Raw genomic sequence first — 24,054 nt, forward strand, 5'->3', positions numbered from 1 at the left:
AATGAAAAAATCAATCTTTTTAATAGCGCTGCTTTTGCTAATTTTTAGTCGCAAAAAGGAAAATACGCAGACACAAGTTATTAATGAAAAAGTAGGTCTTTTGGCAGTTTCCAAAACTGCAGGTAATTTTAGTAATGGACCCTATGGTTCTGTTTCGGGGGTCGGCAAAGGTATATATGGTTGCAGATGTTTTACATCTGGCCTTCGAAGATCTTTCTAGTAGCAATGCCCCGGATCTTAAGGTATAACTAAGTATGGAGATTAGCCCGGGGAACTTTATTAACCTTGAAGATTTGAAATCGGTAAGCGGAAACCAGCTGTATGCGCTATCTGCAGGTACCGTTACTAAAGATTATAAATATGCACTTGTTCATTGTCAGGGATGCAGCCCCCTATTTGGCTATCTAGAGTTAAAATTTTAGCATTGGTTTTAATGGTCTATGTGATGTTTACCATAGGCCATTCTCCAATTTAAATCAAGCGATTACTCGAATTTTAAAATTAAGATTTCAACCTTTTTGTGGACTTTATATAGATTTGCCACCAAATGAAAAGATAGACACGAAGGGCTTACAATTTATATTTTAAAACTGTTGGACCTTTTCGCAAGCATATCTGATTTCCTAACGACCATTTGAACTTTTTTCAAAGAATATTGCGAAACCAGGTCAGAGGCTATTTTGTAAAAATAATTTATTTGACCCCACTTCGCCAAATTTGTAGTTGTAGTGTAATCAATCATTTATTGTAAATATAATTCCGGCGAAATTGGGTCAGTAAGCGGTGGTTTATCCAATATGCAAAATTTAAAGAAAATGATTTTTTTAACATGATTAGAAACTTTGGAAATATATTAATAAAATTTAACTATAATTTTAGTTAAAAAAGCCTTTTATTCGCGAATTAATTGTGTAGCTTAGTCATTCAGGTAGATAACACTCAAATGAACAACACCTTACAATACCATTTCAAATCTGAAGGCATGAAAATATTCGTGAAGGCAATAGGGGTCACCAGTCTGCTAATCACAGCATTTTGCATATGCGCCCTAAGCGCCTCCGCCCAGCAAAGCGTGAACGATAGAATCACTCAGGTAGAAAACAACCTTACCGGCCAGACGCTCATCAGCGGCGAAAAACCAATGAATCTCTTAGATCGAATGAAACATTACAACATCAAAGCCTTAGCATCGCGGTTATAAGAGATTATAAAGTCGATTTTGCTAAAGCCTATGGCATGGCCGATTCCGCTAGACAGACGAAGGCCAGCATACATACACTTTTTCAGGCCGCCTCTATCAGTAAATCTTTCAATGCCCTGGCCATTATCAAACTCTTTCACGATAAAAAGCTTGACCTATATATCGACATCAACACCTACCTGAAAAACTGGAAATTCCCTTATGATTCCCTTTCCAATGGTAAAAAAATTAATACCGCTAACCTACTTAGTCATACCGCGGGGCTGAGTGTCCACGGATTTGGCGGCTACGAAGCCAGCGCCGCTTTACCTACCACCATACAGATACTCAATGGCATAAAACCGGCGAATTCTGATCCCGTACGCTCCCAGTTTGCGCCTGGAGAAAAAATGCAATATTCTGGTGGAGGCACGACCATTAGCCAGCAACTCCTGACCGACCTTACCGGCAAACCTTACCAGGATTACCTTAATAATACTATTCTTAAAGCCTTGGCCATGAACGAAAGTACTTTTGCCCAGCCGCCACTAGACAGCAATAAACAAAACCTAGCAACGGGGTACCTTGCAGATGGATCAGCGATTAGAGGAAACTTTCACATTTACCCCGAACAGGCGGCGGCTGGCCTGTGGACCAATCCCATTGATCTGTCTAAATACATCATCGAAACCCAGCTAGCCTACCAGGGTAAATCCAATAAATTATTAAACCAGTCAGACACCAAAATCCGTCTGACGCCATATGCAAACATCAATGGATCTGCTCTTGGCGTCTTCATTGAATCGCCAGATAGTACTAAATATTTTGGTCACGGGGGTTCCAATTACGGATTTCAGTCCGCTTATTACGGCAGTCTGGAAGATGGCAACGGTCTTGCCATCATGGTCAATTCAGACAATGGCGACATCATACCTGAACTCATCAACAGCATCGCCAAAGTCTATGGCTTCAAAGGACTTTACCGGACAGAAACCGTAAATTTGACTCAGGTTCCCGAATCATTACTGGAAAGTTATACAGGTCGTTATCAGCTTATGCCCAATTTTATCCTGACCATCAGCAGGGATGGAAAAAGTCTTTTCGCGGAGGCCACCGGGCAGCCGAAAATCGAAGTCCTTGCCCAAAGCCAGACTAAATTCTTTTCAAAGGAAATCAATGGCACCATAGAATTCGTTGCAGCTGAAGATGGAAAAATAACAGAGCTGATACTATTCCAGGGCAGGACAGTTCATGCAAAAAAGCTTTGATGAACTACATTAGAAGCTCGCATTTTATTGTTGCTATTTCTAATTCTAAATATTGAGCATGGCCTGAAACAAGTGTTTCAGATGAGTGGTATTTGTAGCGTTATGCTAAGAAATATCGAATTTGATATTCGCTAGACACTAAAAAGTTTTAAAAGATTTTTGGATAAAGGCTATAAATGACCGATGCGATGCAATCAAAACATTAGCCTATATTGTAAAGATCAATCTAGTTGACCCCCCTTCCGCCAAATCCCTAATCACAAGATAATTAATAGTATAATTTATTTGGGATTTGCATGAGTGTGGGACAATGGGTTGTGTTTTGTCCAGGCAGATAGGAGACTATGAAGATAGTCTGCGCCAGCGCCTTAACCATCAGACGTATTTATACAAAACTGAAGCGTATAAATTTCTTTTTTTAGTTTTGTGTAAAACATTTGAACCCTATCAAAAAGTTATTATTTATAGACGACGACATCTCGTTATGTGAATTGGCACCGCTGATTTTCGACCATTTTGAGGTCTTAACTTCTGTTGAAAGTGCGGGAATACTCGAACTCATTACAAGTTTAATGCCTGATATAGTATTACTAGACATCAGGCTAGGTAATGTCGATGGTGCTCGGATATGCCAGAAAATAAAATCCCTTGATATATCTGCAAACATTCCTATTATCTTAATGACTGCTGGATATATTAGTGAAAAAGATAAAAAAAGTGGAGCAGATGGTTACGTCGAAAAGCCTTTTGATTTACTTGAATTGAAAGAATTAGTTCAGCGACTAACTTAACCTCGCTCGCTCTGGTGTTATAAGAATTGACAAAAGTCAATCATTTAAATTCAAAATTAGAATAAAATTAAAACTTACTATCTAATTTACTGTATTCTTTGAAAGATAAACGAAATGCAAACCATTTTTTTACTCGAGGACGATAGAGACATTCGAGAGTTAATACAGATGATTTTAGAAGGGGAAAACTACAAAGTATATGCTTTCAGCAATGTAACCGATTTTACAAATAGAGACAAATCTATCCCTGCAGATTTATTTCTCCTTGATGTGATGCTACCTGATGGTTCTGGATTAGATGTTTGCGAACAACTATCGCAAGTGCAAAAGACACCTATTTTAATAATGAGCGCTCACGCAACCCTAAAAGATATTGAAAGCAAGTGCCAGGTTAGTGACTTTATTCAAAAGCCTTTTGATATTGAGAATCTAATAATGCAAATTAGAAGCCGAATAGCAAATTAGCAGGTAAGTTTTCAAGGAGGCTGTAGAAAAAAGCTTTACCGGATTACAAATTAAGGCAGCGGAATGAATTCTCTCTGCCAATTTTTAAAAGTTGCAAACCAGAAGTTGGCTTTGTCGATATAATTAATAATGCTTCCAAATGGCTTTCCTTGGAGAGAAGGTTCAGTATGGTTGTCTTGCCAGCTGTCGTAAGGGTGGAGCACCCAGGTGGAATGAAAAAGTATTCCGTAAATGATAGAAAGTGCATAGCTGTAAAATTTGAGAGGTAATCCCAACTTTTTAACTACCCATTGTGCATGTTAGAAAGTTTTGGCTCTCAATTCAATTCTTATGGCTAAGTGAGCTTTTTGGATTCTGCGGAGCAAATTTGATGTAGTGGTGAGATGGTCAAGACAACATATAGTCCCCCCTGCAGAAATTCGCTTTCATAATTAACGAAACTAGAAGGAAAAAAGTTCTCACTTTAGATATAAGTCGCAAGGCTAATTATATTTGCTCCAAAATCTTTTAAAATGGGATTTTATCACTTACATCCTGTAATCGCCCGGGTGGAAAGGATGAATAAAAAAACCTAATTAAAAATAGATGGACCATTTCTATATGAGCAAGTCTTCTTTGAATATTCTGTTTCGCTTGTCATTATTGTTCTTATTTATTAGTTAGGTATTGCTCAAGCAGAACTGCTGTTCGATTGATAGTTTCGGCGACAATATTCTCTCTATCCCCCGAAAAACTTATTCGCTCGGAAAACAAACGATTACCTTCTTTAATCGCGTAAATAAACATTGTGCCCACCGGCTTTTCCTTACTTTCACTCCCTCCAGGACAGGTAAGTCCCGTAATGCCGATAAGGATACTTGCGGGCAATAATTGCCCAAGTCCCTCTGTGATTGCTTTAGTTACCTCCATCGATTCGGGCGAAAATTTTTTAATAAGACGGGAATCAACATTTAAAAGGTTTTCTTTGATAGAGGCATCATAGCATGCTATCCCACCCATTAAAAAATTTCCGGCGTCATTAACTAATGAAAATTCTGAACAAAGTCTTCCAGCTGTCGCGCTTTCAGCAAAAGCTAAGGTTAAATTTCGCTCAATAAGCATTTGCCCCACCCGTTGTAATGTCTCATTAATCATAGTCTAACTCTTTAAAGATTTTATTACTTAAAAACAAGCAATAAGGTTCATGGTTTGGTATAACGACTAAACCTTTATTTTTGCTATACTGTAACCGCAAAAAATCATTCAGTAATTACCAATTCTGGAATTGAAGGCTTTACAATACCTCAATAACACTGGCAAGGCTATTCACTTTGTTCATTCCGACTTAGCCCTTAGATCCATAAGTGCAATAAATGTTGCACTGACTTTAAAGGATTTATATCTTCAATATCACTTTTTCTTCACCATAGGCGTCTTATCGTCGCAAATTTGACTTTTATTTACAGTTTCATTAATAGAATTTATACTGAAAACGAACAGATTTTAATGGAAAAACAGTAAAGTTTCTTAAAAGTGATTCCTGCACGTTGATTCATTAAGGAAATATAGATTATATTTAAAGTTCACTAAAAATCTCAAATTCTTGAGTTAATAAAAACTGAGCGTGAAAAATCTTAATAAACAGAAATATATAACTCAGGCAATCTCAATTGCAGAAAATCTTTTGATACCGGCAATAATTGTTTCCGTTTGTGCTGAACAACATGTTATTGAGTTTGAAAATAACGCTTTTCGTCAAATAGACGTGCCAGTTACTATAGCTAATCAAAAGCTTTTCTATGAGTATATTTTCGATAATATAACCAAGCCCCTGCAAAAAGGATTGACGTATCATCATCAACCTAATAAAAGTGAGAGGCCAATCGAACTTCGCATTGGTAACAATTTATTTCATTTAAAGACCCTTTGTTTAATGCATGACGCCTGCAACGAAATTCACTTTATCACGCTAACCCCGGATGAAGTGAAACAATCGACATTAGAACAAGCTGAACAAAATGTTTATAATAATTTAAACCAAAAGCTTTTCAAGGCTTTAGTTCACGATGGCCTTGACATGATCGCCGTGCTCGATAATCAAGCACTATACAAATACGTCAGCCCCACCTCAAAAACCATTCTCAATATTAGTTCAGCTGAATTTATAGGACGAAGCGCATTCGAATATATTCATGATGAAGATTTAGATAATATTAAAGCCCAATTTGCTTCCTGCGCGAATAAAAAGAAAATTACACTGGATACCTACCGCTTCAGAGATGGGAATGGTGGATGGCGGTACCTGAGAACAGTGATAACGGATCTTCGACATGTGCCAGAAATTCAGGGGTTTGTCGCAAACTCTCAAGATATAACTACAGCGGTTATAGCCGCAAAAGAAATTGAAGGTAGCAATGAGAGATATCGTTACGCGACTATGGCGACTGCGGAACTAATCTGGGATTTGGACATGCAAACCGGAAGCATTTTATGTGGTGCAGGCTTCAACTTTTTTGCTGGCTATGAGTTAAAGGGCGTAGACCTGAAAATGGAGTCATGGCTACAGCGTATCCATCCCAATGAGAAAAAGAAATTAATTCAAAGGCTACACAACCTTTGGAAATCTCCAGCAAAAAAGTGGGCTGAAGAGTTTCACTTGAAAAACGCTTACGGTAAATATATTCAGGTTCAAACCAAAGCGTACTTAATCCGTGGGGAGAACGGAACACCACTACGCATGGTTGGTGCCTTGGCTGATATTACCAAGCGAAAAACTGAGAAAAAGAAGTTAAGGATAATGAAGTCCATTGCCACGAGTACAATTGATGCGGTATTGGTGGCCGAAATTGCACACCATGGTGAAAATCTCACCAAGATAATTTTTGTAAACGAAGCTTTTGAACGTTTGACTGGATACAGTCTTGAGGAGGTTTTACATCGGAGTCCTTGGTTTCTTCAAGGCTCAGGAAGTGACAAAAATGAATTATACAAACTCGTAAATAGTCTTAAAAACAATAAACCATACCAAGGTTCGATCATTAACTACACAAAATCAGGGAAAGAGATTTGGGTAAGTTATTCAGTTACGCCGTTAGCAGATGAAGTTGGCAAGTTTACGCACTGGGTTGCGATACTAAGAGATGTTTCTAAGGAAAAAGTTTTGGAAAAAGAAGAAGCATTTTTGAGAGATATTAGTATGGTCTTTAGCGAGGTAAGAAGTTTTAAGGAGTCTATAAAAGCAGTCCTAGCTAAAATTGTATCGTACCATCATGCTGCTTTCGCTGTTTTATTAACTGGTGTAGATTCCAAAAATTCTCTGGAAATTCAGGCCCGATTTTGTGCGGACAGTATTATAGAGAATTTTTTTGACAAATTTATCTTTGAGAAAGACTTGATAAATTATGCTCAACGTTCTATTGATGAAGGCCGGCTGTTCTCTAACGAATCTTTTCCTTGGAGTAATGAATGGCATGGAGATGTTCAAAACGTGGTTGCCTTTCCACTCTACGATAAGAGAAAGTTTATAGGTGCCCTTATTCTTGGTACTACAAAATCTGATTTGATTTCCGCTATTCAACTACAAAAAATTCTTTCTACATTTCTGGGGGCAGAGGTGCATAGAAAACAAATGGAACAGGACCTTGGACAAATTTTTACCCTCGCGCCAGATATAATAGCTATAACTGATTTTAATGGAAATTTCAAGACTCTAAACCCCGCGGCGTCCAGAATCCTAGGTTTTTCACATGAACATTTAATTAAAAATCCCTTTATCGAGTTCTTATACCCCGATACACAAAAAGATATTTTGAAAAGATTATATCATCTTCGAGAAAGTGGAACGCCATACAATATTGAGGAACGTTACCTCACTAGTGACGGAAGGAGCAAATGGATTTCGTGGACTTCCCAGTCATTAGCAGAAGAGCAACTAATCTATTCCGTTGGAAAAGATGTTACTCAACAGAAAGAGCTAGAGGAACTTTTATCGAATGCAAATAGCCTCGCCAAAATAGGAAGCTGGGAAGTGGACTACGTCGCCGGTCAAGTGTCTTGGAATGAGATTACACGAGAAATTCTGGAAGTTGATTTGCATTTCAAACCGACCATTAAAGATCCATTCGGAAACATTTATTTAACAGAAAAAATCATGCTGATGAATAATCTGATAAAGGATTGTATGATAGAGGGTAAACCATGGGATGAAGTTTTGCAGTTTATTACCCAAGGAGATAATATCAAATGGCTTAGAACAATAGGTAAAGCAGAATTTATAAGCGGAAAATGCATCAGGCTTTATGGTAGCTTGCAGGATGTAAATGCTGAGATAACAGCAAAGCTAGCTGCCGAATCTGCCACAGTAGCTTTGGAAGCTTCAGAAAAGCGATACAGCGAACTTTTTCATTTTAATCCAAATCCAATGTGGCTGTACGACTATGAAACATTGACTTTTCTTGACGTTAACGAGACCGCAATTAACCATTATGGTTATTCAAGAAAGGAATTCTTATCATTAACAATTAAAGATCTTCGTGCAAAATCTGAACTAAAGGTTCTGGAAGACGCTATGCTGAAAAACCGAAAAGCGGAGCCAAATGTTTTTCAGGGGGTCTTCAGTCATCTGAAAAAGAATGGCGATAAGATACATGTCGATATAAAGAGCAGTATTGTTTATTTTAAAGGAAGAAAAGCTAAGGTTGTTGTCGCAACGGATATTACTGAACGAGTTAAATATTATGATGCATTAGCGGCCAGAAATGCAACCCTACAGGAAATTGCGTGGGTTCAATCACATAAAGTCAGAGCACCACTAGCAAGACTGATGGGGCTCGCTGATATGGTGCTTTCAAAAAGAACTGGAAGACTCTCCACAGAAAAGATTATAGAAAACATGGCTTCCTCAGCTAATGAACTCGATCTCATCATTAGAGAAATTATAAAGATGACTGAGGTATTTCCCACGAATAAATGATTTTGTTGATTATAACCATTGATAAATATTTTTTGCCGAAAACCAAAATCCCAGCCTCAACCAGTTCGTTTTATAAATTGAAAGGGATTCTTTAAAAGCTACTCACTTCACGCATCCGCGTTTTGTTTTCCCCATATGCTAAACCATTGAAGATGGCAATCATCTTATCGCAGGTTTATGAGTTCATTTTTTATAATGCAAACTTAAACGTCAGGTCTATCCTGTCTGCTAAAACCTTTACCTTCAGCATTAAGGAGGCTAAACCGGAGTAAATTGATCCCGCTTCCCCACCAAGATTTGTTTTTAAATTTTTGATTATCTTAATGGTGATAAATCGGCGAGAAGGGGTCAAGACTTTTGGTTTATCCAACAGCGGGTAATAATATAAGAAATTAAAATAATTGCATGTAGGCCGTTGTAATATTTCAGATCGGTGATAAACTTCGATTCATCTTTGCCAGGGGCCATCAAGATAAATTAATATCTTGCGCGACGAGTCTGTAAAATAGGCTTTGCGGCTATTGTTCATAGATGTTTGTGAACTATTCAGGTCTTTCATTGCAGAGGTTTTCCGAAACCGGCTGGCATGACTTAATATAAGCAGCCAATAGGTTAAGTTTTCTAATCTAAAATTTGAAATTGTTTTTCTTTAATAAAATTCATAGGTGCCATTTGGGAAAAAGAGCAATAATACTAGCGGTGTAGAAATTTTAGGAGTCAAATCCAAACTTTACTAAAAGGCGGCGACACTATTATTTTTTTTTTAGATTTAACTTTTGGAGCTTAAACTGGTTTGAACAGCTTTTGCCTTTTATTTTTGGATGGTTCTTTCTTCTTGCTTGCGCATTCAATGCGGAACCGCTTATCTTGATAGCTCCGTCTTTATCGTTACAGAAAAAACTTAAAAATTGCCTCAGAAATTTTTGGGTATGGCCCCCCTCATAGCATTGCAAAAAGGTATGAGCCGAATTTCGGGCATTCCTTCCCTGAAATTTTTTCATTTTTCCTGCAAATTTTTCAGCTCTAGCGGACTGCTTTTGCATTAGCACATTATTCGATATATGAGCGCAAAGTTCAGGGTTTAATTAATTGTAAGTTTTAATCATTAAAAAATCAATTTAAGGAGGAAAGACCTATGACACTGGTTAAATTTAATCCAGATGGAAACGGATGTGTAAAGAAAAATGGGTCGATGCCGGTCTTCACCGATGTTTTCGATTCGATTTTCAACGACACCTTTTTTCTGACCGCATGGTAAGCCGGGTTCCTGCGGCAAATATTAGTGAAAGCGGTGACCATTACCATCTTGAATTGGCTGCACCGGGACTGAAAAAAGGGGATTTCAAGCTATCACTGGAAAAAGATATGCTAAGCATTCAGTTGAGCAGCAAGAGCCGGAGGACCGCAATTTTAACAAACGTGAGTTTAGCTACAAATCATTTTTACGCTCATTCACTCTGCCGGATTCAGCTGATGATAACGGCATCCAGGCCAGGTATGAAAACGGCGTGCTGTGTATTGACATTCCAAAACGGGAGGAGGCGTGATTACACAGCCGCCTGATCGAGATCCAATAATTTCTGGAAGTCATTAATTTTTAACAGGAATTGCCTCGGGGCGGCTCTTTTATTGACATGGACTATGGAAACAGGATTTGAAATTTCAATAAACATGAAAACGCCGAAGGGTCTTGAGACCTAGGTTTGTTTTAAAGCAGGTGCTTAGAAAGTCTTTGCAACCTCACTCTATGCACAACTGCAGTGGAACGAGGATATTCTGCCAGATTCGGTGATTACTATGGACCTGGTCAAAAGGGAAAACGGATTGCTGATGCCATTGGGTCTTAAACACTGTAATTATGATCAGCTGGCCGAAAATGTCAAAATCATCACGTGTGAGCTGTTCAAGAAACTTAACCTCGAGACGTAGGTAGGTATTGTCGGCTGTTTAAGAGCCTTATAGACGCTTAGTCAACTTTGGAAGGAATACCATCCGTAATTTCCTGACTTTCTACATTGCCAAATACTTTTTGCTGGAGCAACTTGAGCTTTTAAGCAGTTATAAAGAGAAACTATACATCAGGATTCCTACATTTATATCTTTCAACCAATCTGCGGCATATCCTCCCAATGATGCACCTTATAAACTATACCACCGCCGTCTGGCTATCACAAAAAAATATCTTCATTTATTATCCTGCAATTCTAAATACAAGGTCTAGATGCCAAGCTATTCGATTTCCCCTTCAGCCAGACCATCTAGTGGCCAGTTAGAGCAGTAATCAAAAGGTATACTCTGCGAACGTTCCTTGTCCCAGACTTTGCTGGAAAAATTATGCGCAATCAAAGCCTGCTGCTCAAGGTAAGCCTTGATCGCAATGGCCACAGTCTGCAAATCATCATCCGTTTGAAGGACATACTCCGGAATGCCTTGTTCATCAAGCAGCTCATCGAGCTGTCCACTCTTTATTTTCTCTTTAATATTCATATCAAATGTTATAAAGTAAGTAAGGCGATATCATCGCTCCAATAACACCAAATTTCTCCCGTCCAAAGAAATACGCATCATGACTTCTTTTTAGGCACCTTAGCACCTCCCTTTTTAGCCTGAGAGAGTCCAATTGCGATTGCTTGTTTTTCCGAGGTTACTTTTTTACCTGTGCTGGTTTTCAGTTTCCCATCTTTCTTTTCAATCATAGCCTCTTCAACCTTTTCACCCGCTTTTTTGGAGTATTTTGCCATAACGCTTCTTATTTTATTCATGAGCATGAAGCAGATGAAATTCTTTATTCCAAACCAGTCATGCTAGTTACATAAACAACCTGCTCAAGCGATGGTTTTTGTGTTTTTAATTCCATCCTGGATTTAGCGATCAAAACTCAAAATACTACATCCTCGGATGTTTGATTATGGTTTAGGTCTATGCAAGCGATCATAAAAGCAAATCGCGACAACTTTTTAAAGATTTTAATGTTACATATCTATACATTCAGCAATAAGGCAAAAAAAAATCGTAATTATGGAAGAGCAAAACCAAAATAAAAAGGACAAAGAAAAAATCGGAAATATTCCCGCCGAGGAAATTAAAGGCAGTGATGCAGATATGGATTACGGAGACGACCTGGACGCTAGGGAAAAGGCAAAGCAAAATAATGGTAGCGATGCTGACACAGACACCTCATCTAAAGGATAATTCTGAATGCACAAGCCTGATTCACAACTAAAACCTCGCGGAAAAAGGGTGAATATACCAAAGTGAATAATCATGGGCAACTTACCTGGGTACTATGGAAGCAAGAATGATAACAGTTAAACAGTATACATCCATTGATTTTATGCCCGCCGGTAGCTTAATTTCCTTGGCCGCAATTTTGAGCTTAGGCTGGGAAGTTCGATATTTTACTTTGCCGAGGCAACAATACTTCTGTTACATCTCCCTCGCCAACTAACCTATAACTGCCAAAAGAATCATACCACTCAAGATACACCGTAAATTAGTTCCTTACAGTATTAGCTAGTTTGGCCTTCAGACCATGCGGCCTGTTATTTGAAAAGGAAACCCTATTTTAATTGTCATTTACAGCCCTTGCAGGATTAATGGGGCTAGTGACTAATCGTAAAAAAGATAAACAAATACTCGGAGTTGCGATCCGGGAATTAAATCAATTTAAAATTAATATGGAAAACTTCAATTTAGCCATTAAACACAGATCGCTTGAGCGGAAATTTCAGGTAAGCGAGTACATGCACCACATAGATGATAAGTGCAACATCTGCATTTTTGAAAACGAAAACTTTGTCGCTGGATTTGTTACCGGCCGTTATGGCGTGCTTGAGGTATGCAAAAATCCTGGTAAACTAAGCAAAAAAATGCTAGAGGGTATCGCAGATTTATTAGAGCGGGACCTTCATTTCGGAAGTGCTAAACTATTTTGTGATTATGAATAGTCTCATCCGCACCGCACTAAAAGTTGTCATTTGCGACATTTCAGGTACAAGTGTCATGACCCTATTCAGCTGGATGACTTCAAAGAAAAAGCCCGGCTTCCAGGAACCTGCACACCTGGGCAAAATGGCTCATCGCCTCTTACCATTAATCTCCAAAGATAAATCCCGCCTGGTGGGCTGGGCCGCACATTACGGAATGGGTGGATTATTCACCATACTATACATTTATCTCTGGGAAAACAGGAAATTAAAATGTGATCTTAGCACGACTTTATTGCTGGGACTGGTGAGCGGGGTAGCCGGCGCAGGCATTTGGAAAGCCACTTTCAAATACCATCCACTGCCAGGAAAAACCAACTATAACCTTTTTTATCTGCAACGTATCCCTGCACATATCGTATTTGCCATCTTTGGAAGCTTGACTTACCACATCATAAATAAGCACGAAAATAACATGGCATCCCAAAAAGTGCTACCTGTTGAAGTGGATTATCAGGCTTCGGAGAGTAGAAGGATAACATTACCTTAACATCCTTAGCTCAAGATAGAGCAGCTTGAAGTGTTTCAAGACAAGTTCATTTGCTCAGCATTTGGCCAGTGTATATCATATTTGTTGAGAGGTAGCTTAAGAAAGCAAAGTTGATGGTGGTAAAGAATTTAGGAAAGCTAATCGCCTGACCAAAAAATCATCAGCTTCTGCTGTAAAGGTCGATAGCTGATGCTGGGATAGCCAGTAAAAAAATGAGGTATGTTACCTCATCCAGCGCATATTTCCCCAGTTCAACTCCGCTGATGTAAATTTTAATATCCAGTAGAAGGAATTAATCCCAACAACCTTTTTTATTTCAAAGATTTCTGCTACAGATCCAGAAAGGCCTATTTTGGCATTAACTTGGGTATTTATGATAGCGTTTAAGCAGCGAAACGCGATTGAACTCATTTTCAATCGCCATGCAATTTTAACGTTTTTTATATTTCAGTATCAGAGACAACAATCCTGAATTACATTGGTTATCAGTAATGAGTGCTTGACCAATACATTGCGAGCATGAATTATTGCCTGTTGGATCCAAATAATTATAAAAATAACCAGATCACCAATTCCTTGGCCTTCTTTCGTTTGCAATAATTTGTCCCGGTCGCGGGGTACCTGTGTATGATTTTTGTTTTCCTCCATTTGCGCCAATCCACAACAATTATCCAAAAATTAAAATCATATGACCTTAACACACAGCCAGTGTTTTTAGACGCGGGCATGTTGAGAAAAATATATAAAAAGCAGGATCAAAATTTAATACGCCAAACTTTATTTTTTGGGATGTTTATACTTATTTATCCTCCTGGTACATCACCAGATGCTTTTTAAGCGCCACTCTAGCTTGATGGATGCGGGTTTTCACAGTTCCAAGCGGAATCGAAAGTTCCTGCGCAATCTCCTCATATTTATACCCCTCAACATACCGCACGAACGGCACCCGGTAGGCTTCAGACAGCCTGTTAAGTGCCTTACGAATGTCCCCCATAGCGAAACTGCCTTCTGCGGTATTCTTTGCTGAACTCACCATCAACTGATCGGAAGAAATCTCTTCAGTCTGCACGACCATAGATTGCTTTTTAGCTCTCCTGCGGTATTCATTGATAAAAGTATTGCGCATAATCACAAAAAGCCAGCCCTTGATATTAGTACCTTCTTCAAAACGGTCGTAAAATCGCAGCGCTTTCATTAGCGTATCCTGCATTAAATCATGGGCATCTTCCAAATCACCAGTAAACTTTAAGGCATGCGCTAAAAGCGCTTTGGCATGCGGGTGCACATGCACATTGAACTCATTCGCAGTCATATCGGTTTTTCTTTTAGGTAGGTTTACTTAAGCAAAAAAAATACCAGCCTTGGATTTTCTCATGATTTTTTACAAAACATTATATCAGAAAGGGTTTCAAATACGCAAGTCAAATTTTATCAAACCAATATGGATTCTGGAGTGTTATTGCATTAACCTATAAAACGAAAAACATTATGGCAAGAGGAACAAAAGTCGAAAGAAACTCTGTGTCCAATCAGGACCACGAGATTGCTTACGAGGCAAAAAAGCTGGACGTTAAACAAGAGAAGATAAAAGATGCGAAAGCATCTGCTGGTAACCAGCGTAAAGCAATCGAAAAAAAAGTAAAATAAGATAAGCCCCGCTAGCGGAGCTTTTTTCGCATCCATGAAAATAGCCACCTACAACATCAACGGCATTAATGGCCGCATTGACACTTTGCTAAAGTGGCTCAAAAAGTCAAATACGGATATTGTCTGCCTGCAGGAGCTTAAATGTGAAGATAAATCCTTTCCAATTGTTAAGATCAATCAGGCCGGCTATCAGGCCATCTGGCATGGGCAAAAAGCCTGGAATGGGGTAGCGGTACTTTCCAAAAAACCAATTAAAGAACTCCGCAGAGACTTGCCAGGAAAAGATGAGCAATTTACGCATAGCCGCTACCTGGAAGTATTTACTTATGACACCGTTATCGGCTGCATTTACCTGCCATTCGGAAACCCGCTGCCTGGGGAAAAATATGAGTACAAGAAGCGCTGGTTTGCAAGGTTAATCGAACACGCCAGTACCTTATTTGCTACCGGTCTTCCCATCATCTTAGCCGGAGATTACAACGTCATGCCAACCGAGCTGGATACCTATAAACCCGAAAAATATAAAAACGATGGGCTCTTCCACCCCGAAGTACGTCAAAACTTTCAAGACCTCTTAACCCAGGGCTGGACCGATGCTATCCGGACGCTACATCCAAACGAGCGCATTTATACTTATTGGGATTACCTGAGGAAAGCATGGGAGCGAAATGCCGGTCTTCGCTTAGACCATTTTCTGCTCAGCCCGGATCTTGCCGAAAAACTAAAGAAAGGATTGGTAGATAAAGAAGTCCGCGGCTGGGAAGCGGCAAGTGACCATGCCCCAGTCTGGATTGAGCTCGCATCGAAACCATTAAAGAAAAACCTGAAAAAAGCTAAAGCCAACACTAAAGAAAAAGGAAATTTTATTGCTGGACTGCCTAATCATATCCAGCAGCTTATCAAAGCCGGGGCACAAACCGAAATGCCTACAGGCATTAAACCCATGAAAGCCACGCTGGTGGATGAGCCTTTTGATGAGCCTGGCTGGCTTTATGAAATTAAGTGGGATGGCTACCGGGCCATTTCTAACCTTGAAAATCAACAGTCTAAAATATTTTCCAGAAACAACCTGGAATTTACCCAGTTTGAAAGTATCACAAATGCCCTAAAAACCTTAAGCTTCAAGGCCATCCTGGATGGCGAAATTGTGGCACTAAAAGGTGATGGTACGGCCGATTTCGGCGCCCTGCAGAACTGGAAAAACAAAAGAGACAATGAACTTCATTATTACATATTTGATATCCTTTACCTCGAAGGTCATTCCCTGCTCGAACTCAACCTTTCCCAACGCCGTCAGATCCTGGAGGCGATATTGCCCGACGACAACGAAAGCTTAAAATTAAGCAAAGCCTATGAAACCAGCGGCATAGATTTTTTTGATGCAGCCAAACGCATGAAACTTGAAGGCATCATCGCTAAACGATCTGACAGTTATTATTCATCCGACAGCCGCTCTAGAGAGTGGCTGAAAATCAAAGCCAAAAAACGCCAGGAAGTCATCATTGGCGGCTACACCAGAAATGAAGGCACTGAAAAATATTTCAGTGCCCTAGCACTAGGGTTGTACAACAGCAAATGCGAACTGACTTACATCGGTAAAGTCGGTACCGGCTTTAACGCAGCCACCCAAAAAGCACTCATGGCCGCTTTTGAAAAGCTGATCACCAAAACCTGCCCCTTTCAAACCATACCCGATGTGGATGAACCCTCACAGTTTCGGCCACAGCGCTTAGGCGCTAAACCCATTTGGCTTAAACCTAAACTCATCTGCGAGGTAGAATTTGCTGAGCTTACCAGCGATGGCAAACTCCGTCAGGCATCTTTTAAAGGACTACGGGAAGATAAGAACCCAAAAGAAGTCATGCTGGAAATTGAAAAACCTACGCTAAGCACCGTAGAAGAAGTTAAACTGGAACATGACCTGGAAGCACATGACGAAGAAAACACTAAAACGAAAACAACAAAACCACCTAAAACCAAAACCTTAAAAAAACAAACGCCACTAATCCAGGGAACCGGCGATACCCTGGAAAAGAAAATCGATGGGCATATCCTAAAATTCAGCCACCTGAATAAATTATACTGGCCGGAGGATAAAGTGACTAAACGTGACATGTTTAATTATTATGACGCCGTTTCACCGCTGATGCTCCCTTACCTTAAAGACCGGCCGATGTCGCTGAACCGGTACCCCGGAGGCATCCACAGCCAAAGTTTTTACCAGAAAGACGTGACAGAAATCGCGTCATCATGGGCCAAAACGATGGCCCATACCAACGAAAAAGGAGAGGAGAAAAGTTACCTTTTGGGAAATGACAAGGCCACGCTGCTCTGGATGGCAACACTCGGCTGCATTGAAATGAACCCCTGGTTTTCACGCGCCCAAAGCCCGGACCATCCTGATTATTGCGTCATTGATTTAGATCCGGATGAAAACACTTTCAACCAGGTCATCCAGGCCGCGCAGGTGACCCATCAGATACTGGAAGACATCAACGTACCCAACTTTGTTAAAACGTCCGGATCTACCGGCATTCACATCTACATACCGCTTGGCGCAAGATATACTTACGAACAAAGCCAGCTTTTCGCTAAACTTATAGTACGTGAGGTTAATCGAGAGCTGCCTAAATTCACTACGCTCGAGCGTAGCGTTAGCAAACGCGGTGGAAAGATGTACCTGGATTTTCTGCAGAACCGTCCCGGAGCAACCATTGCCGGTGTTTATTCGCTGCGGCCAAAACCTGGCGCTACGGTTTCCATGCCACTCAGTTGGGAAGAAGTCAAGCCTGGACTCAAGATGAAAGACTTTAACATATTTAATGCCTTAGACAGACTCAAGGAAACCGGCGATTTATTCGCTGACGTACTCGGTAAAGGTATTGACATGCATAAAGTTATACAGGAGGCGCAAGGGAAATTTGGCTAAAACAAAAAGGGTTTCTGTAAACAGAAACCTTTTTAAACAAGAAAAGCAAAATCTTACATTTTGCTCATCGTGTCTTTTTTCATCGAGTCTGCCATCATGGTATCTTTCATCATTGTATCGCTACCCATTGCCATTGAAGTATCCGCCATGGTGCTGTCCATTGATGTTGAATCCGCGCCATCTGCTTTTTTCTCTGAACAAGCTGCGATGCTTAAGCTTAAAGCCAAAGCTACAAAGCCTAATTTGAATAAATTTTTCATTTTGTTTTTGTTTTAGTTGTTATTAATCTACTGATTATGAGTTAATATCACTTGGAAACAAAGGGTAACCCAAACCCGCCACATTTATCCTCGATTATTCTACTGTAGAGTTGCTATGGTTATTTATACTCATTTATCCTCCAAGAGAAAACATCAAACAGATTGAATAAAACTTATTGAAAAATAAGGTGTTAACCTTAAACTATGAAAAACATCGAACGGGAAAGCATAAAACCTAAGACCAAAGGAATTATCCTCGGCGCGGTTATAGCCTTTGGAATCACTTCAGCTTACCTGATCCAAAGAAGAAAACAAAAAAATAAAAGAAAACCTATCCCAAAAATATTCAACCAGGACAACCTCACCATGGAAAGATATGTATTTAACCTGCCAACGGACGAAGGCAATATCGAGGCGGTAATTGAGCAGGGCGGCGAATGTTACGCCGTCCACATTAATGGAAAATACACAGGCTCCATGTGGCAGGACGAAGAAAAAGGCATGCAGTGGAATACCCATGATAAGGACTTAGAACCATATGTCTGGGAAATCGCGGCAAACCTTTCTGAGGCTTTCTCGAGAAAAGGATTCCCCTCCATATTAAAAGGAACCTATAACGAAATCACCGCCACAAACTGGAAAACCAGCGAAACCCTGGAAGTGATTATCAGCGAGGAAACCGATATGGGGGTATTCAGCACTTTTTTGAAAGACGAGGTACTCAACATAGTCACTTTTGAAGAGCACCTGGACCTGATCGTTAAAAAAGAGAACGATGATTATTTCCAGCTCATCGGCATTAACTAAACGAAAAATCCATGGATACCGAATACCAATATAAAAATAAAGAAGCTATTCCTGACCCGGAAGAAATCCGCGAACGCTTCCCGATAGAAGAGGATTCAGATACCCTTGAACCATATGATGATGCCAGCGAACACCGCGAAATCAATCTTGATGATCCCGGCGAGCTAAAATACTGGTTAAACGAATTTCAAATCAGCGAACAAACTTTAAGGGATGCGGTCGCAATGAATGGCACCAGCGCCAGAGCAGTTAAAAAATATTTAAGCGTTTAAGCCATGGCAGAACTCCCTGATTTAACTGTCTTTGCCAAAACCTTAAGTAACAGGTTTAAAGGTAAGACTTTAAGCAAGCTGGAAATCAAACATAGCAAAAAGCTTAACGTAAGCGAGGATGAATTAAAAAGCGCCTTGGAGCATCAGAAACTCACCAGCGTTGAACGCTCCGGCAAAACCCTGCAGTTTCATTTTGGGAAAGACAGCATATTTGGCCTGCACCTTATGCTCCGAGGCGAACTGAAAGTCATAAGAGAAAACGAGCCGCTGCTAAAACATAACATCCTGGTTTTTCACTTTTCAAAAGACGGATTTGCTGTTACCGATACCCTAAAGCAGGCCACCCCCACGCTCAACCCGCCAGAAAATAAAACCCCGGATGCAATGGACATCTCTGGAACCGATTTTTTAACCCTGCTATCAAAGCGCCGGAAAAAAATTAAAGAAGTCCTCATGGACCAGAAAGCGATTCGTGGAATCGGTAATTCTTATAGTGATGAGATTTTGTGGGATGCTAAAATTTCACCTTTATCGATTGCAAACCAAATACCGGAAAAACAGGCCAAAGCCCTGCATCAATCCATCACCAAAGTCTTAACCCAGGCCATTAAAGACATCGAAAAAGAAAATGGGGATGAACTCAAAGGAGAGCTCCGGGACTTTATGAAAATCCACGGCGCAAAAATCACGCATTCTCCGACCGGCAAAATCATAAAATCTGAAACCATAGCCGGCCGCTCGGCTTACTTTACCGATGAGCAGCAACTCTACACTTAAAATCTATTAACATGAAAAATCTATCCGTCAATATCGAGAATACTATCTATCAGATTTCCCTTCAAAAAGACCGCACCTTTCTTATCAGAGAAAACGGAAAAGCAATCGGCAATATTTATCCTTCCCAAGGCCACCTAAAACTGATCTGGAAAAGTGGTGACCAGATTGAAAAGCAGCTGATCAAAGAACTTGGAGAATGCATCGAATCCCACCAGCTTTCTATCCAGGTGCTCTAAGTTAAACCCAAAAACCATGCAAACTGAAAACCTGATCGGCATCGCCACCGGTTGCCTGATCGCCATATCGCTTTTGCCACAGATCTAATTCGTCAAAAAAAGATGCAAAAACCATCTCTGTCTTTATGTCCTTTGCATTACTGGCCGGAAACGGAGTATTGTGTTAATGTGGTTGAGATATATTAGCCTGCGTTGCAGCCTTCTCTAAATCATTGATTTTCAAATTTTTAGCACGGTTATTTAAAAAGTTGATACCGCTTGTAGACCTTTGTTTTGGCAGTTTACCCACACTATTGCAGAATAGCTTTAATTGGAATGTGTACCAGGATTTCTTTGTACGTAGAAGCCTTTTGTCTGGATAATAGTATAGACTCCTAGTTTAAATTAATGTGGGCATTTTTTTCAAAAAATCGAACAAACATTATTTACTTTTCGCAATTGTAAGTCTGCGCAAAAACACCGGGGCAGATTTCAGGGACTTCCTGAATCCGCTATCGCTGGTGAATTTTAGCTCCTTTATAACACGTGTTTCATAGGTAAGGTCAAATTTGTCCTGGATGAAAGGCCAGGGTTCTACAGAAAGGTTCTCACCGCTCTTATGCAAATAGTAAGATGAGTTATTTGGTCCATCACTGATTTCGAGTTTACGGTTTTCTGGGGGAATCAGATCCTGGCATATCAGCAGTGAGAAAGCATCACAGAACTCGAGGAGATTGTAGGCTTTATCAATGTCAGTTTTCTTTAGCCCTGACTCTTTTAGCCAGTCTTTTTCCTTTCCGTTTATCTCCGCAATAAACGCTTTTGCTTTTGGTTCCTTGCCATGGGTAAATTTAATGTGCCGAGCAATCAAAAGGCTTATAAAACGGCTTTTGGTCAGGGCCATATCGATTTGCGCTTTAGCCCTTTTCAGATTAAAGGTCGTTGACTTAAAATCAAGTGGGGCGCCGTTTGAATCGATCAGGGGTTTAATATCGAATTCATTGTAAACATCGTCATGTTCGCTGCAGGCGATAACTGTCTCCAGCCAACTCGGGCTATAATCAGCTGTTTTCAATAGTGCACATATCTGACCGGAAAGTAAGCCATGGGCACGTTGGGTAATTATTGTCCAGCCCTTATCATCATACCTTGTTATCATTGATTTATTTTATGGTAATACTAATTGATTTTGAACTGTTATTAATGTTCTTTATTTTTCTTCCTTTCACACTATACACTTCTGATGCGGACCTGTGAATCACTCCATTTAGATATGTGTTAAAATTTTATTGCATGCAGTTTATCTCCAGCTTCATTGCAGGTAAAATTTTCCAAATACTAAACAGGCAGGCGGAATCCTTTACCACGCTGCCTGCCTGTTTGATGAGGAAGATCAATTCTCCCTATAAACTTTTCTTATGCTCGACATTTACCGGTTGCTGTACTTTTTCCATCTGCTCAGCCTGTAAGCTGTCTGGAGTAATGTTCCCAATGGCAACCTGGAGCTTGTTTTTCAACCCCGAGACAACCATATCTTTTCCTGCAAGTAAGGCCTCATAGCCATCCTTTGCAACCTTGGCAGGATCCCCGAGATCACCTTCCTGGACAATTTTCGCATTAAGCATATCCGCTTTTCGGAAAAAATCAGTATCGGTGGCACCCGGTAAAAGCGAAGTTACGGTAACCCCGGTATCTTTTAATTCTACACGGATGGCCTCGGAAAAAGAATGAACAAAAGCCTTGGTACCATGGTAGACTGCTTGATATGGTCCAGGTGCTTTACCGGCAATCGACGCCAGGTTTAATATTTTTCCTGCGCCGTTCTTAACCATGTCCTGCGCAAAGTACTTAGTTAGTGTCACCAGCGAAGAAATATTTAGCTGGATAATGTCCAGTTCACGGGCCAGTTCATTTTCAGTAAACTTCCCGTAAACGCCCTGGCCGGCATCATTAACTAATACATCCACCGGGATCGAAAGGCCTTTAATGTGGGTATATAAATCTTCTGCCGCACCTTCATCAAACAGGTCCAGGCTAACAATAATTACCTCAATACCATGTTTTTCCAGTTCGCCCGCAGTTAGTTTGAGTTTGTCTTCATCGCGAGCGACAATTATCAGGTTCTTTTTATCTTTAGCAAATAACCTGGCGAGCTCCAGTCCAATGCCACTGGTGGCGCCGGTGATGAGCGCGAATTGCTTCTTATTTTCCATTTTTTCAAATTCTAGGTATTTCTTCAACACCGACTCCAAGCAAAAAGATTTGTTTTTGTGAATATTTCTAAGCTAATGTCCAGCATATTGTCTTTACTTTATTGATAAAATCAAAGCTTCTCGGCTGAATTTTTTTATTCATTTCCACTAATAACTTATGGATAAGATTTACATTTTGCCACTTGCATCAATATATTTTATCTTCACTTCAAAAATATACAACGTGAGCCATCCCGAAATCATCAGCAGAACGCTATCCAGGTTAGTCAACTTTAACGAAGATCAGCTTAAACTTTTCTTATCAAAATTCATAATAAAAAAATTAAAGAAAGTTGAGTTCCTGTTGCGGGAAGGCAAAGTCTGCAAAGCGATGGTCATCGTAAATCGTGGCGCTTTGCGATATTTTGGCATTAATGAAAGGGGGGAGCAAAGTCACTGGTTCGCTTTCGAAGGGGAATGGCTTGGTGATTATGAAAGTTTTTTGACCCAGGCCCCCTCACAGCATTATATCCAGGCGCTTGAAGACACAGACGTGTTCTGCCTTACTTACCGGGATATGCAGCAGCTCTACAATGAAGGTGCGAATTTTGAACGGTTCGGGAGGTTAATTGCGGAGGAACTTTTCATCTCAATTGGTCGTTCCAGATACGAACTGGCCAGTTTGCCAGCGATACTACGTTATAAGAACCTGATTAAAAACTATTCCGAAATACATAAACGCATTCAGATTAAACATTTGGCTACATACTTAGGGATTCAGCCACAAAGTCTTAGTCGCATCCGTAAAGAATTAGCGAAGTCAAAATAGATTGAGCCCGAAGCAATATGTGATTTAAGTAACCTGTGTTATTTTAATTTTTCCCATTTTCAAAGATTTTTGAGACCATGAAAGTACATTCAATCCTTCGGGTCAATGAATCTCAATTCAACCGATACCTTTACTACTGCGGCTTGTCGCATTTTGCTCTTGCTTTTCTGATTCTACTTATCATGCCATTTGAGCATCGTCAAATCATGGGTATCAATCTATGGATAAAACCATTAAAATTTGCTGTTTCAATTGGAATCTACGCAATCAGTTGGTCGGCAATTCTAAGCTATTTTCCTCAACAAAGTATTATTCGCCGATTCGCCCGCTTCACTGTATTTGCACTTTGTTTTGAAATGCTGGCAATATCCAGTCAGGCAGCCCGAGGGGAATTGTCTCACTTCAACCAATCCGGAATATATAATAGTACAGTTTATAGCCTGATGGGGACTATAATTACTGCTCAAACCGTTTTTTCCATCATTGTCAGCATTCCAATGTTCCAATCAATGCCTCAAAAAATTGGATATGCTATGGCTTGGGCCCTACGATTTGGGATTGCCACATCAATCCTGTTTGCGCTTCAGGGCGGCTATATCGGATACCACATGTCACATACCATAGGTGGTACCGATGGGAGCAAGGGCATTTTAATATTAAACTGGAACAGGCAGTATGGTGACCTCAGAATTGCCCATTTTTTTGGAATCCATGCTTTGCAAATTATCCCGCTATCAATATGGCTTTGCCGTATCAAAAAAATCTTATTGATTATCCTCATCGGTAGCTGTTATTTTCTTTTGGTAAGTTTTGTGTTTTACCATGCATTGCTTGGAAGGGGCTTTTAATTATCAAGTAATTCTAGAAAGAAATCGATGGCCTGCCTATCATTAAGTATCTTAGCATTGTAACATCATTACATTCAATCTGACACTAAAAAATAGAATCTTTACTCCTTTTATTACCCAATAGATACTCTTCACTTTTCAATACTT

General features: G+C 39.9%; 26 protein-coding genes and 2 pseudogenes. 18 read left to right on the forward strand and 10 right to left on the reverse strand.

What is annotated here, in order from left to right; genetic code table 11:
- The first annotated feature begins 1 nt into the window (after position 1).
- The 5 genes from QWY86_RS04785 (at position 2) to QWY86_RS04805 (ending at position 3,704) form a co-directional block, all read left to right on the forward strand.
- Positions 2-220, forward strand: a complete 219-nt coding sequence (locus tag QWY86_RS04785) for a hypothetical protein (RefSeq protein WP_290239331.1) — start codon at positions 2-4, stop codon at positions 218-220.
- An 852-nt stretch (positions 221-1,072) separates the two neighbouring features.
- Positions 1,073-1,201 (forward strand): hypothetical protein, encoded by a 129-nt coding sequence (locus tag QWY86_RS04790; RefSeq protein ID WP_290239332.1) that lies wholly within the window; start codon positions 1,073-1,075, stop codon positions 1,199-1,201.
- Positions 1,198-2,448 carry a serine hydrolase gene (locus tag QWY86_RS04795; RefSeq protein ID WP_290240376.1) on the forward strand — a complete coding sequence of 417 codons (1,251 nt, stop codon included), beginning with the start codon at positions 1,198-1,200 and terminating at the stop codon, positions 2,446-2,448. Before QWY86_RS04790 ends, QWY86_RS04795 begins: the two co-directional genes overlap by 4 nt.
- 437 nt (positions 2,449-2,885) lie before the next feature.
- Positions 2,886-3,239, forward strand: a complete 354-nt coding sequence (locus tag QWY86_RS04800; RefSeq protein WP_290239335.1) for a response regulator — start codon at positions 2,886-2,888, stop codon at positions 3,237-3,239.
- 114 nt (positions 3,240-3,353) lie between these two features.
- Positions 3,354-3,704: a response regulator transcription factor gene (locus QWY86_RS04805; RefSeq protein WP_290239337.1), complete on the forward strand. Its 351-nt coding sequence runs from the start codon at positions 3,354-3,356 to the stop codon at positions 3,702-3,704.
- 50 nt (positions 3,705-3,754) lie between these two features.
- Here the strand turns inward: QWY86_RS04805 and QWY86_RS20065 are convergent.
- The 3 genes and pseudogenes from QWY86_RS20065 to QWY86_RS04810 all read right to left on the reverse strand — a co-directional run.
- A pseudogene (locus tag QWY86_RS20065) lies at positions 3,755-3,988 on the reverse strand (DUF6766 family protein); the annotation flags it as partial.
- Positions 3,989-4,038: 50 nt separating this feature from the next.
- Positions 4,039-4,155: pseudogene (locus QWY86_RS20070) on the reverse strand (DUF6766 family protein); the annotation flags it as partial.
- Positions 4,156-4,352: 197 nt separating this feature from the next.
- Positions 4,353-4,838 carry a CinA family protein gene (locus QWY86_RS04810; RefSeq protein WP_290239339.1) on the reverse strand — a complete coding sequence of 162 codons (486 nt, stop codon included), beginning with the start codon at positions 4,836-4,838 and terminating at the stop codon, positions 4,353-4,355.
- 469 nt (positions 4,839-5,307) lie between these two features.
- On the opposite strand from QWY86_RS04810, the gene QWY86_RS04815 reads away from it, so the two are divergent.
- Positions 5,308-8,655, forward strand: coding sequence for a PAS domain-containing protein (locus QWY86_RS04815; RefSeq protein WP_290239341.1), 3,348 nt, complete (start codon positions 5,308-5,310; stop codon positions 8,653-8,655).
- Between the two features lie 752 nt (positions 8,656-9,407).
- Here QWY86_RS04815 and QWY86_RS04820 read toward each other — a convergent pair.
- Positions 9,408-9,656: a hypothetical protein gene (locus QWY86_RS04820; protein WP_290239343.1), complete on the reverse strand. Its 249-nt coding sequence runs from the start codon at positions 9,654-9,656 to the stop codon at positions 9,408-9,410.
- A gap of 348 nt (positions 9,657-10,004) precedes the next feature.
- Here QWY86_RS04820 and QWY86_RS20075 point away from each other — a divergent pair, with 348 nt between their 5' ends.
- The gene (locus tag QWY86_RS20075) at positions 10,005-10,202 is read left to right on the forward strand and encodes an Hsp20/alpha crystallin family protein (protein ID WP_353958902.1); all 198 of its coding nucleotides are present in this window, start codon (positions 10,005-10,007) and stop codon (positions 10,200-10,202) included.
- A gap of 682 nt (positions 10,203-10,884) precedes the next feature.
- On the opposite strand, the gene QWY86_RS04830 is transcribed toward QWY86_RS20075, so the two are convergent.
- Positions 10,885-11,142, reverse strand: coding sequence for a hypothetical protein (locus QWY86_RS04830; protein WP_290239346.1), 258 nt, complete (start codon positions 11,140-11,142; stop codon positions 10,885-10,887).
- Between the two features lie 77 nt (positions 11,143-11,219).
- Entirely contained in the window at positions 11,220-11,417 is a 198-nt protein-coding gene (locus QWY86_RS04835; RefSeq protein WP_290239348.1) for a DUF6496 domain-containing protein, read from the reverse strand.
- 256 nt (positions 11,418-11,673) lie between these two features.
- On the opposite strand from QWY86_RS04835, the gene QWY86_RS04840 reads away from it, so the two are divergent.
- The 3 genes from QWY86_RS04840 to QWY86_RS04850 all read left to right on the forward strand — a co-directional run bounded on the left by QWY86_RS04840 (position 11,674) and on the right by QWY86_RS04850 (position 13,131).
- Positions 11,674-11,847: a hypothetical protein gene (locus QWY86_RS04840; RefSeq protein WP_290239350.1), complete on the forward strand. Its 174-nt coding sequence runs from the start codon at positions 11,674-11,676 to the stop codon at positions 11,845-11,847.
- A gap of 485 nt (positions 11,848-12,332) precedes the next feature.
- Complete coding sequence (locus tag QWY86_RS04845; RefSeq protein ID WP_290239352.1) at positions 12,333-12,602, forward strand: hypothetical protein; 270 nt, start codon at positions 12,333-12,335, stop codon at positions 12,600-12,602.
- Positions 12,595-13,131: a hypothetical protein gene (locus QWY86_RS04850; protein ID WP_290239354.1), complete on the forward strand. Its 537-nt coding sequence runs from the start codon at positions 12,595-12,597 to the stop codon at positions 13,129-13,131. The genes QWY86_RS04845 and QWY86_RS04850 overlap by 8 nt, the downstream gene beginning before the upstream one ends.
- Positions 13,132-13,930: 799 nt before the next feature.
- Here the strand turns inward: QWY86_RS04850 and QWY86_RS04855 are convergent.
- Entirely contained in the window at positions 13,931-14,443 is a 513-nt protein-coding gene (locus QWY86_RS04855) for an RNA polymerase sigma factor (protein WP_290239356.1), read from the reverse strand.
- A 176-nt stretch (positions 14,444-14,619) separates the two neighbouring features.
- On the opposite strand from QWY86_RS04855, the gene QWY86_RS04860 reads away from it, so the two are divergent.
- Together QWY86_RS04860 and ligD are read left to right on the forward strand one after the other, a co-directional pair.
- Entirely contained in the window at positions 14,620-14,778 is a 159-nt protein-coding gene (locus tag QWY86_RS04860; RefSeq protein WP_290239358.1) for a DUF3606 domain-containing protein, read from the forward strand.
- Between the two features lie 34 nt (positions 14,779-14,812).
- Positions 14,813-17,707: a DNA ligase D gene (gene ligD, locus QWY86_RS04865; RefSeq protein ID WP_290239359.1), complete on the forward strand. Its 2,895-nt coding sequence runs from the start codon at positions 14,813-14,815 to the stop codon at positions 17,705-17,707.
- Positions 17,708-17,760: 53 nt separating this feature from the next.
- Here ligD and QWY86_RS04870 read toward each other — a convergent pair whose 3' ends face one another.
- A complete protein-coding gene (locus tag QWY86_RS04870; protein WP_290239362.1) occupies positions 17,761-17,967 on the reverse strand; it encodes a hypothetical protein in 207 nt (68 codons plus the stop codon).
- Positions 17,968-18,171: 204 nt separating this feature from the next.
- Here QWY86_RS04870 and QWY86_RS04875 point away from each other — a divergent pair, with 204 nt between their 5' ends.
- From QWY86_RS04875 to QWY86_RS04890, 4 genes are read left to right on the forward strand one after another with little or no spacing between them, the layout of a single operon-like run.
- Positions 18,172-18,774 carry a hypothetical protein gene (locus QWY86_RS04875; protein ID WP_290239364.1) on the forward strand — a complete coding sequence of 201 codons (603 nt, stop codon included), beginning with the start codon at positions 18,172-18,174 and terminating at the stop codon, positions 18,772-18,774.
- A gap of 11 nt (positions 18,775-18,785) precedes the next feature.
- Positions 18,786-19,046 (forward strand): DUF3606 domain-containing protein, encoded by a 261-nt coding sequence (locus QWY86_RS04880; protein ID WP_290239366.1) that lies wholly within the window; start codon positions 18,786-18,788, stop codon positions 19,044-19,046.
- A 3-nt stretch (positions 19,047-19,049) separates the two neighbouring features.
- Entirely contained in the window at positions 19,050-19,823 is a 774-nt protein-coding gene (locus tag QWY86_RS04885; RefSeq protein WP_290239368.1) for a DNA-formamidopyrimidine glycosylase family protein, read from the forward strand.
- Positions 19,824-19,834: 11 nt separating this feature from the next.
- The gene (locus tag QWY86_RS04890; protein WP_290239370.1) at positions 19,835-20,059 is read left to right on the forward strand and encodes a hypothetical protein; all 225 of its coding nucleotides are present in this window, start codon (positions 19,835-19,837) and stop codon (positions 20,057-20,059) included.
- 421 nt (positions 20,060-20,480) lie between these two features.
- Here QWY86_RS04890 and QWY86_RS04895 read toward each other — a convergent pair whose 3' ends face one another.
- Both QWY86_RS04895 and QWY86_RS04900 read right to left on the reverse strand, forming a co-directional pair.
- Positions 20,481-21,197, reverse strand: coding sequence for a DUF3891 family protein (locus tag QWY86_RS04895; RefSeq protein WP_290239372.1), 717 nt, complete (start codon positions 21,195-21,197; stop codon positions 20,481-20,483).
- A gap of 244 nt (positions 21,198-21,441) precedes the next feature.
- Entirely contained in the window at positions 21,442-22,251 is an 810-nt protein-coding gene (locus QWY86_RS04900; RefSeq protein WP_290239374.1) for an SDR family NAD(P)-dependent oxidoreductase, read from the reverse strand.
- 157 nt (positions 22,252-22,408) lie between these two features.
- Here QWY86_RS04900 and QWY86_RS04905 point away from each other — a divergent pair, with 157 nt between their 5' ends.
- Positions 22,409-23,059 carry a Crp/Fnr family transcriptional regulator gene (locus QWY86_RS04905; RefSeq protein ID WP_290239376.1) on the forward strand — a complete coding sequence of 217 codons (651 nt, stop codon included), beginning with the start codon at positions 22,409-22,411 and terminating at the stop codon, positions 23,057-23,059.
- 77 nt (positions 23,060-23,136) lie between these two features.
- Positions 23,137-23,907 carry a hypothetical protein gene (locus QWY86_RS04910; protein WP_290239378.1) on the forward strand — a complete coding sequence of 257 codons (771 nt, stop codon included), beginning with the start codon at positions 23,137-23,139 and terminating at the stop codon, positions 23,905-23,907.
- Positions 23,908-24,054 lie beyond the last annotated feature (147 nt).

The sequence above is a fragment of the Pedobacter aquatilis genome, assembly GCF_030409415.1.
Classification (GTDB): Bacteria; Bacteroidota; Bacteroidia; order Sphingobacteriales; family Sphingobacteriaceae; genus Pedobacter; species Pedobacter aquatilis.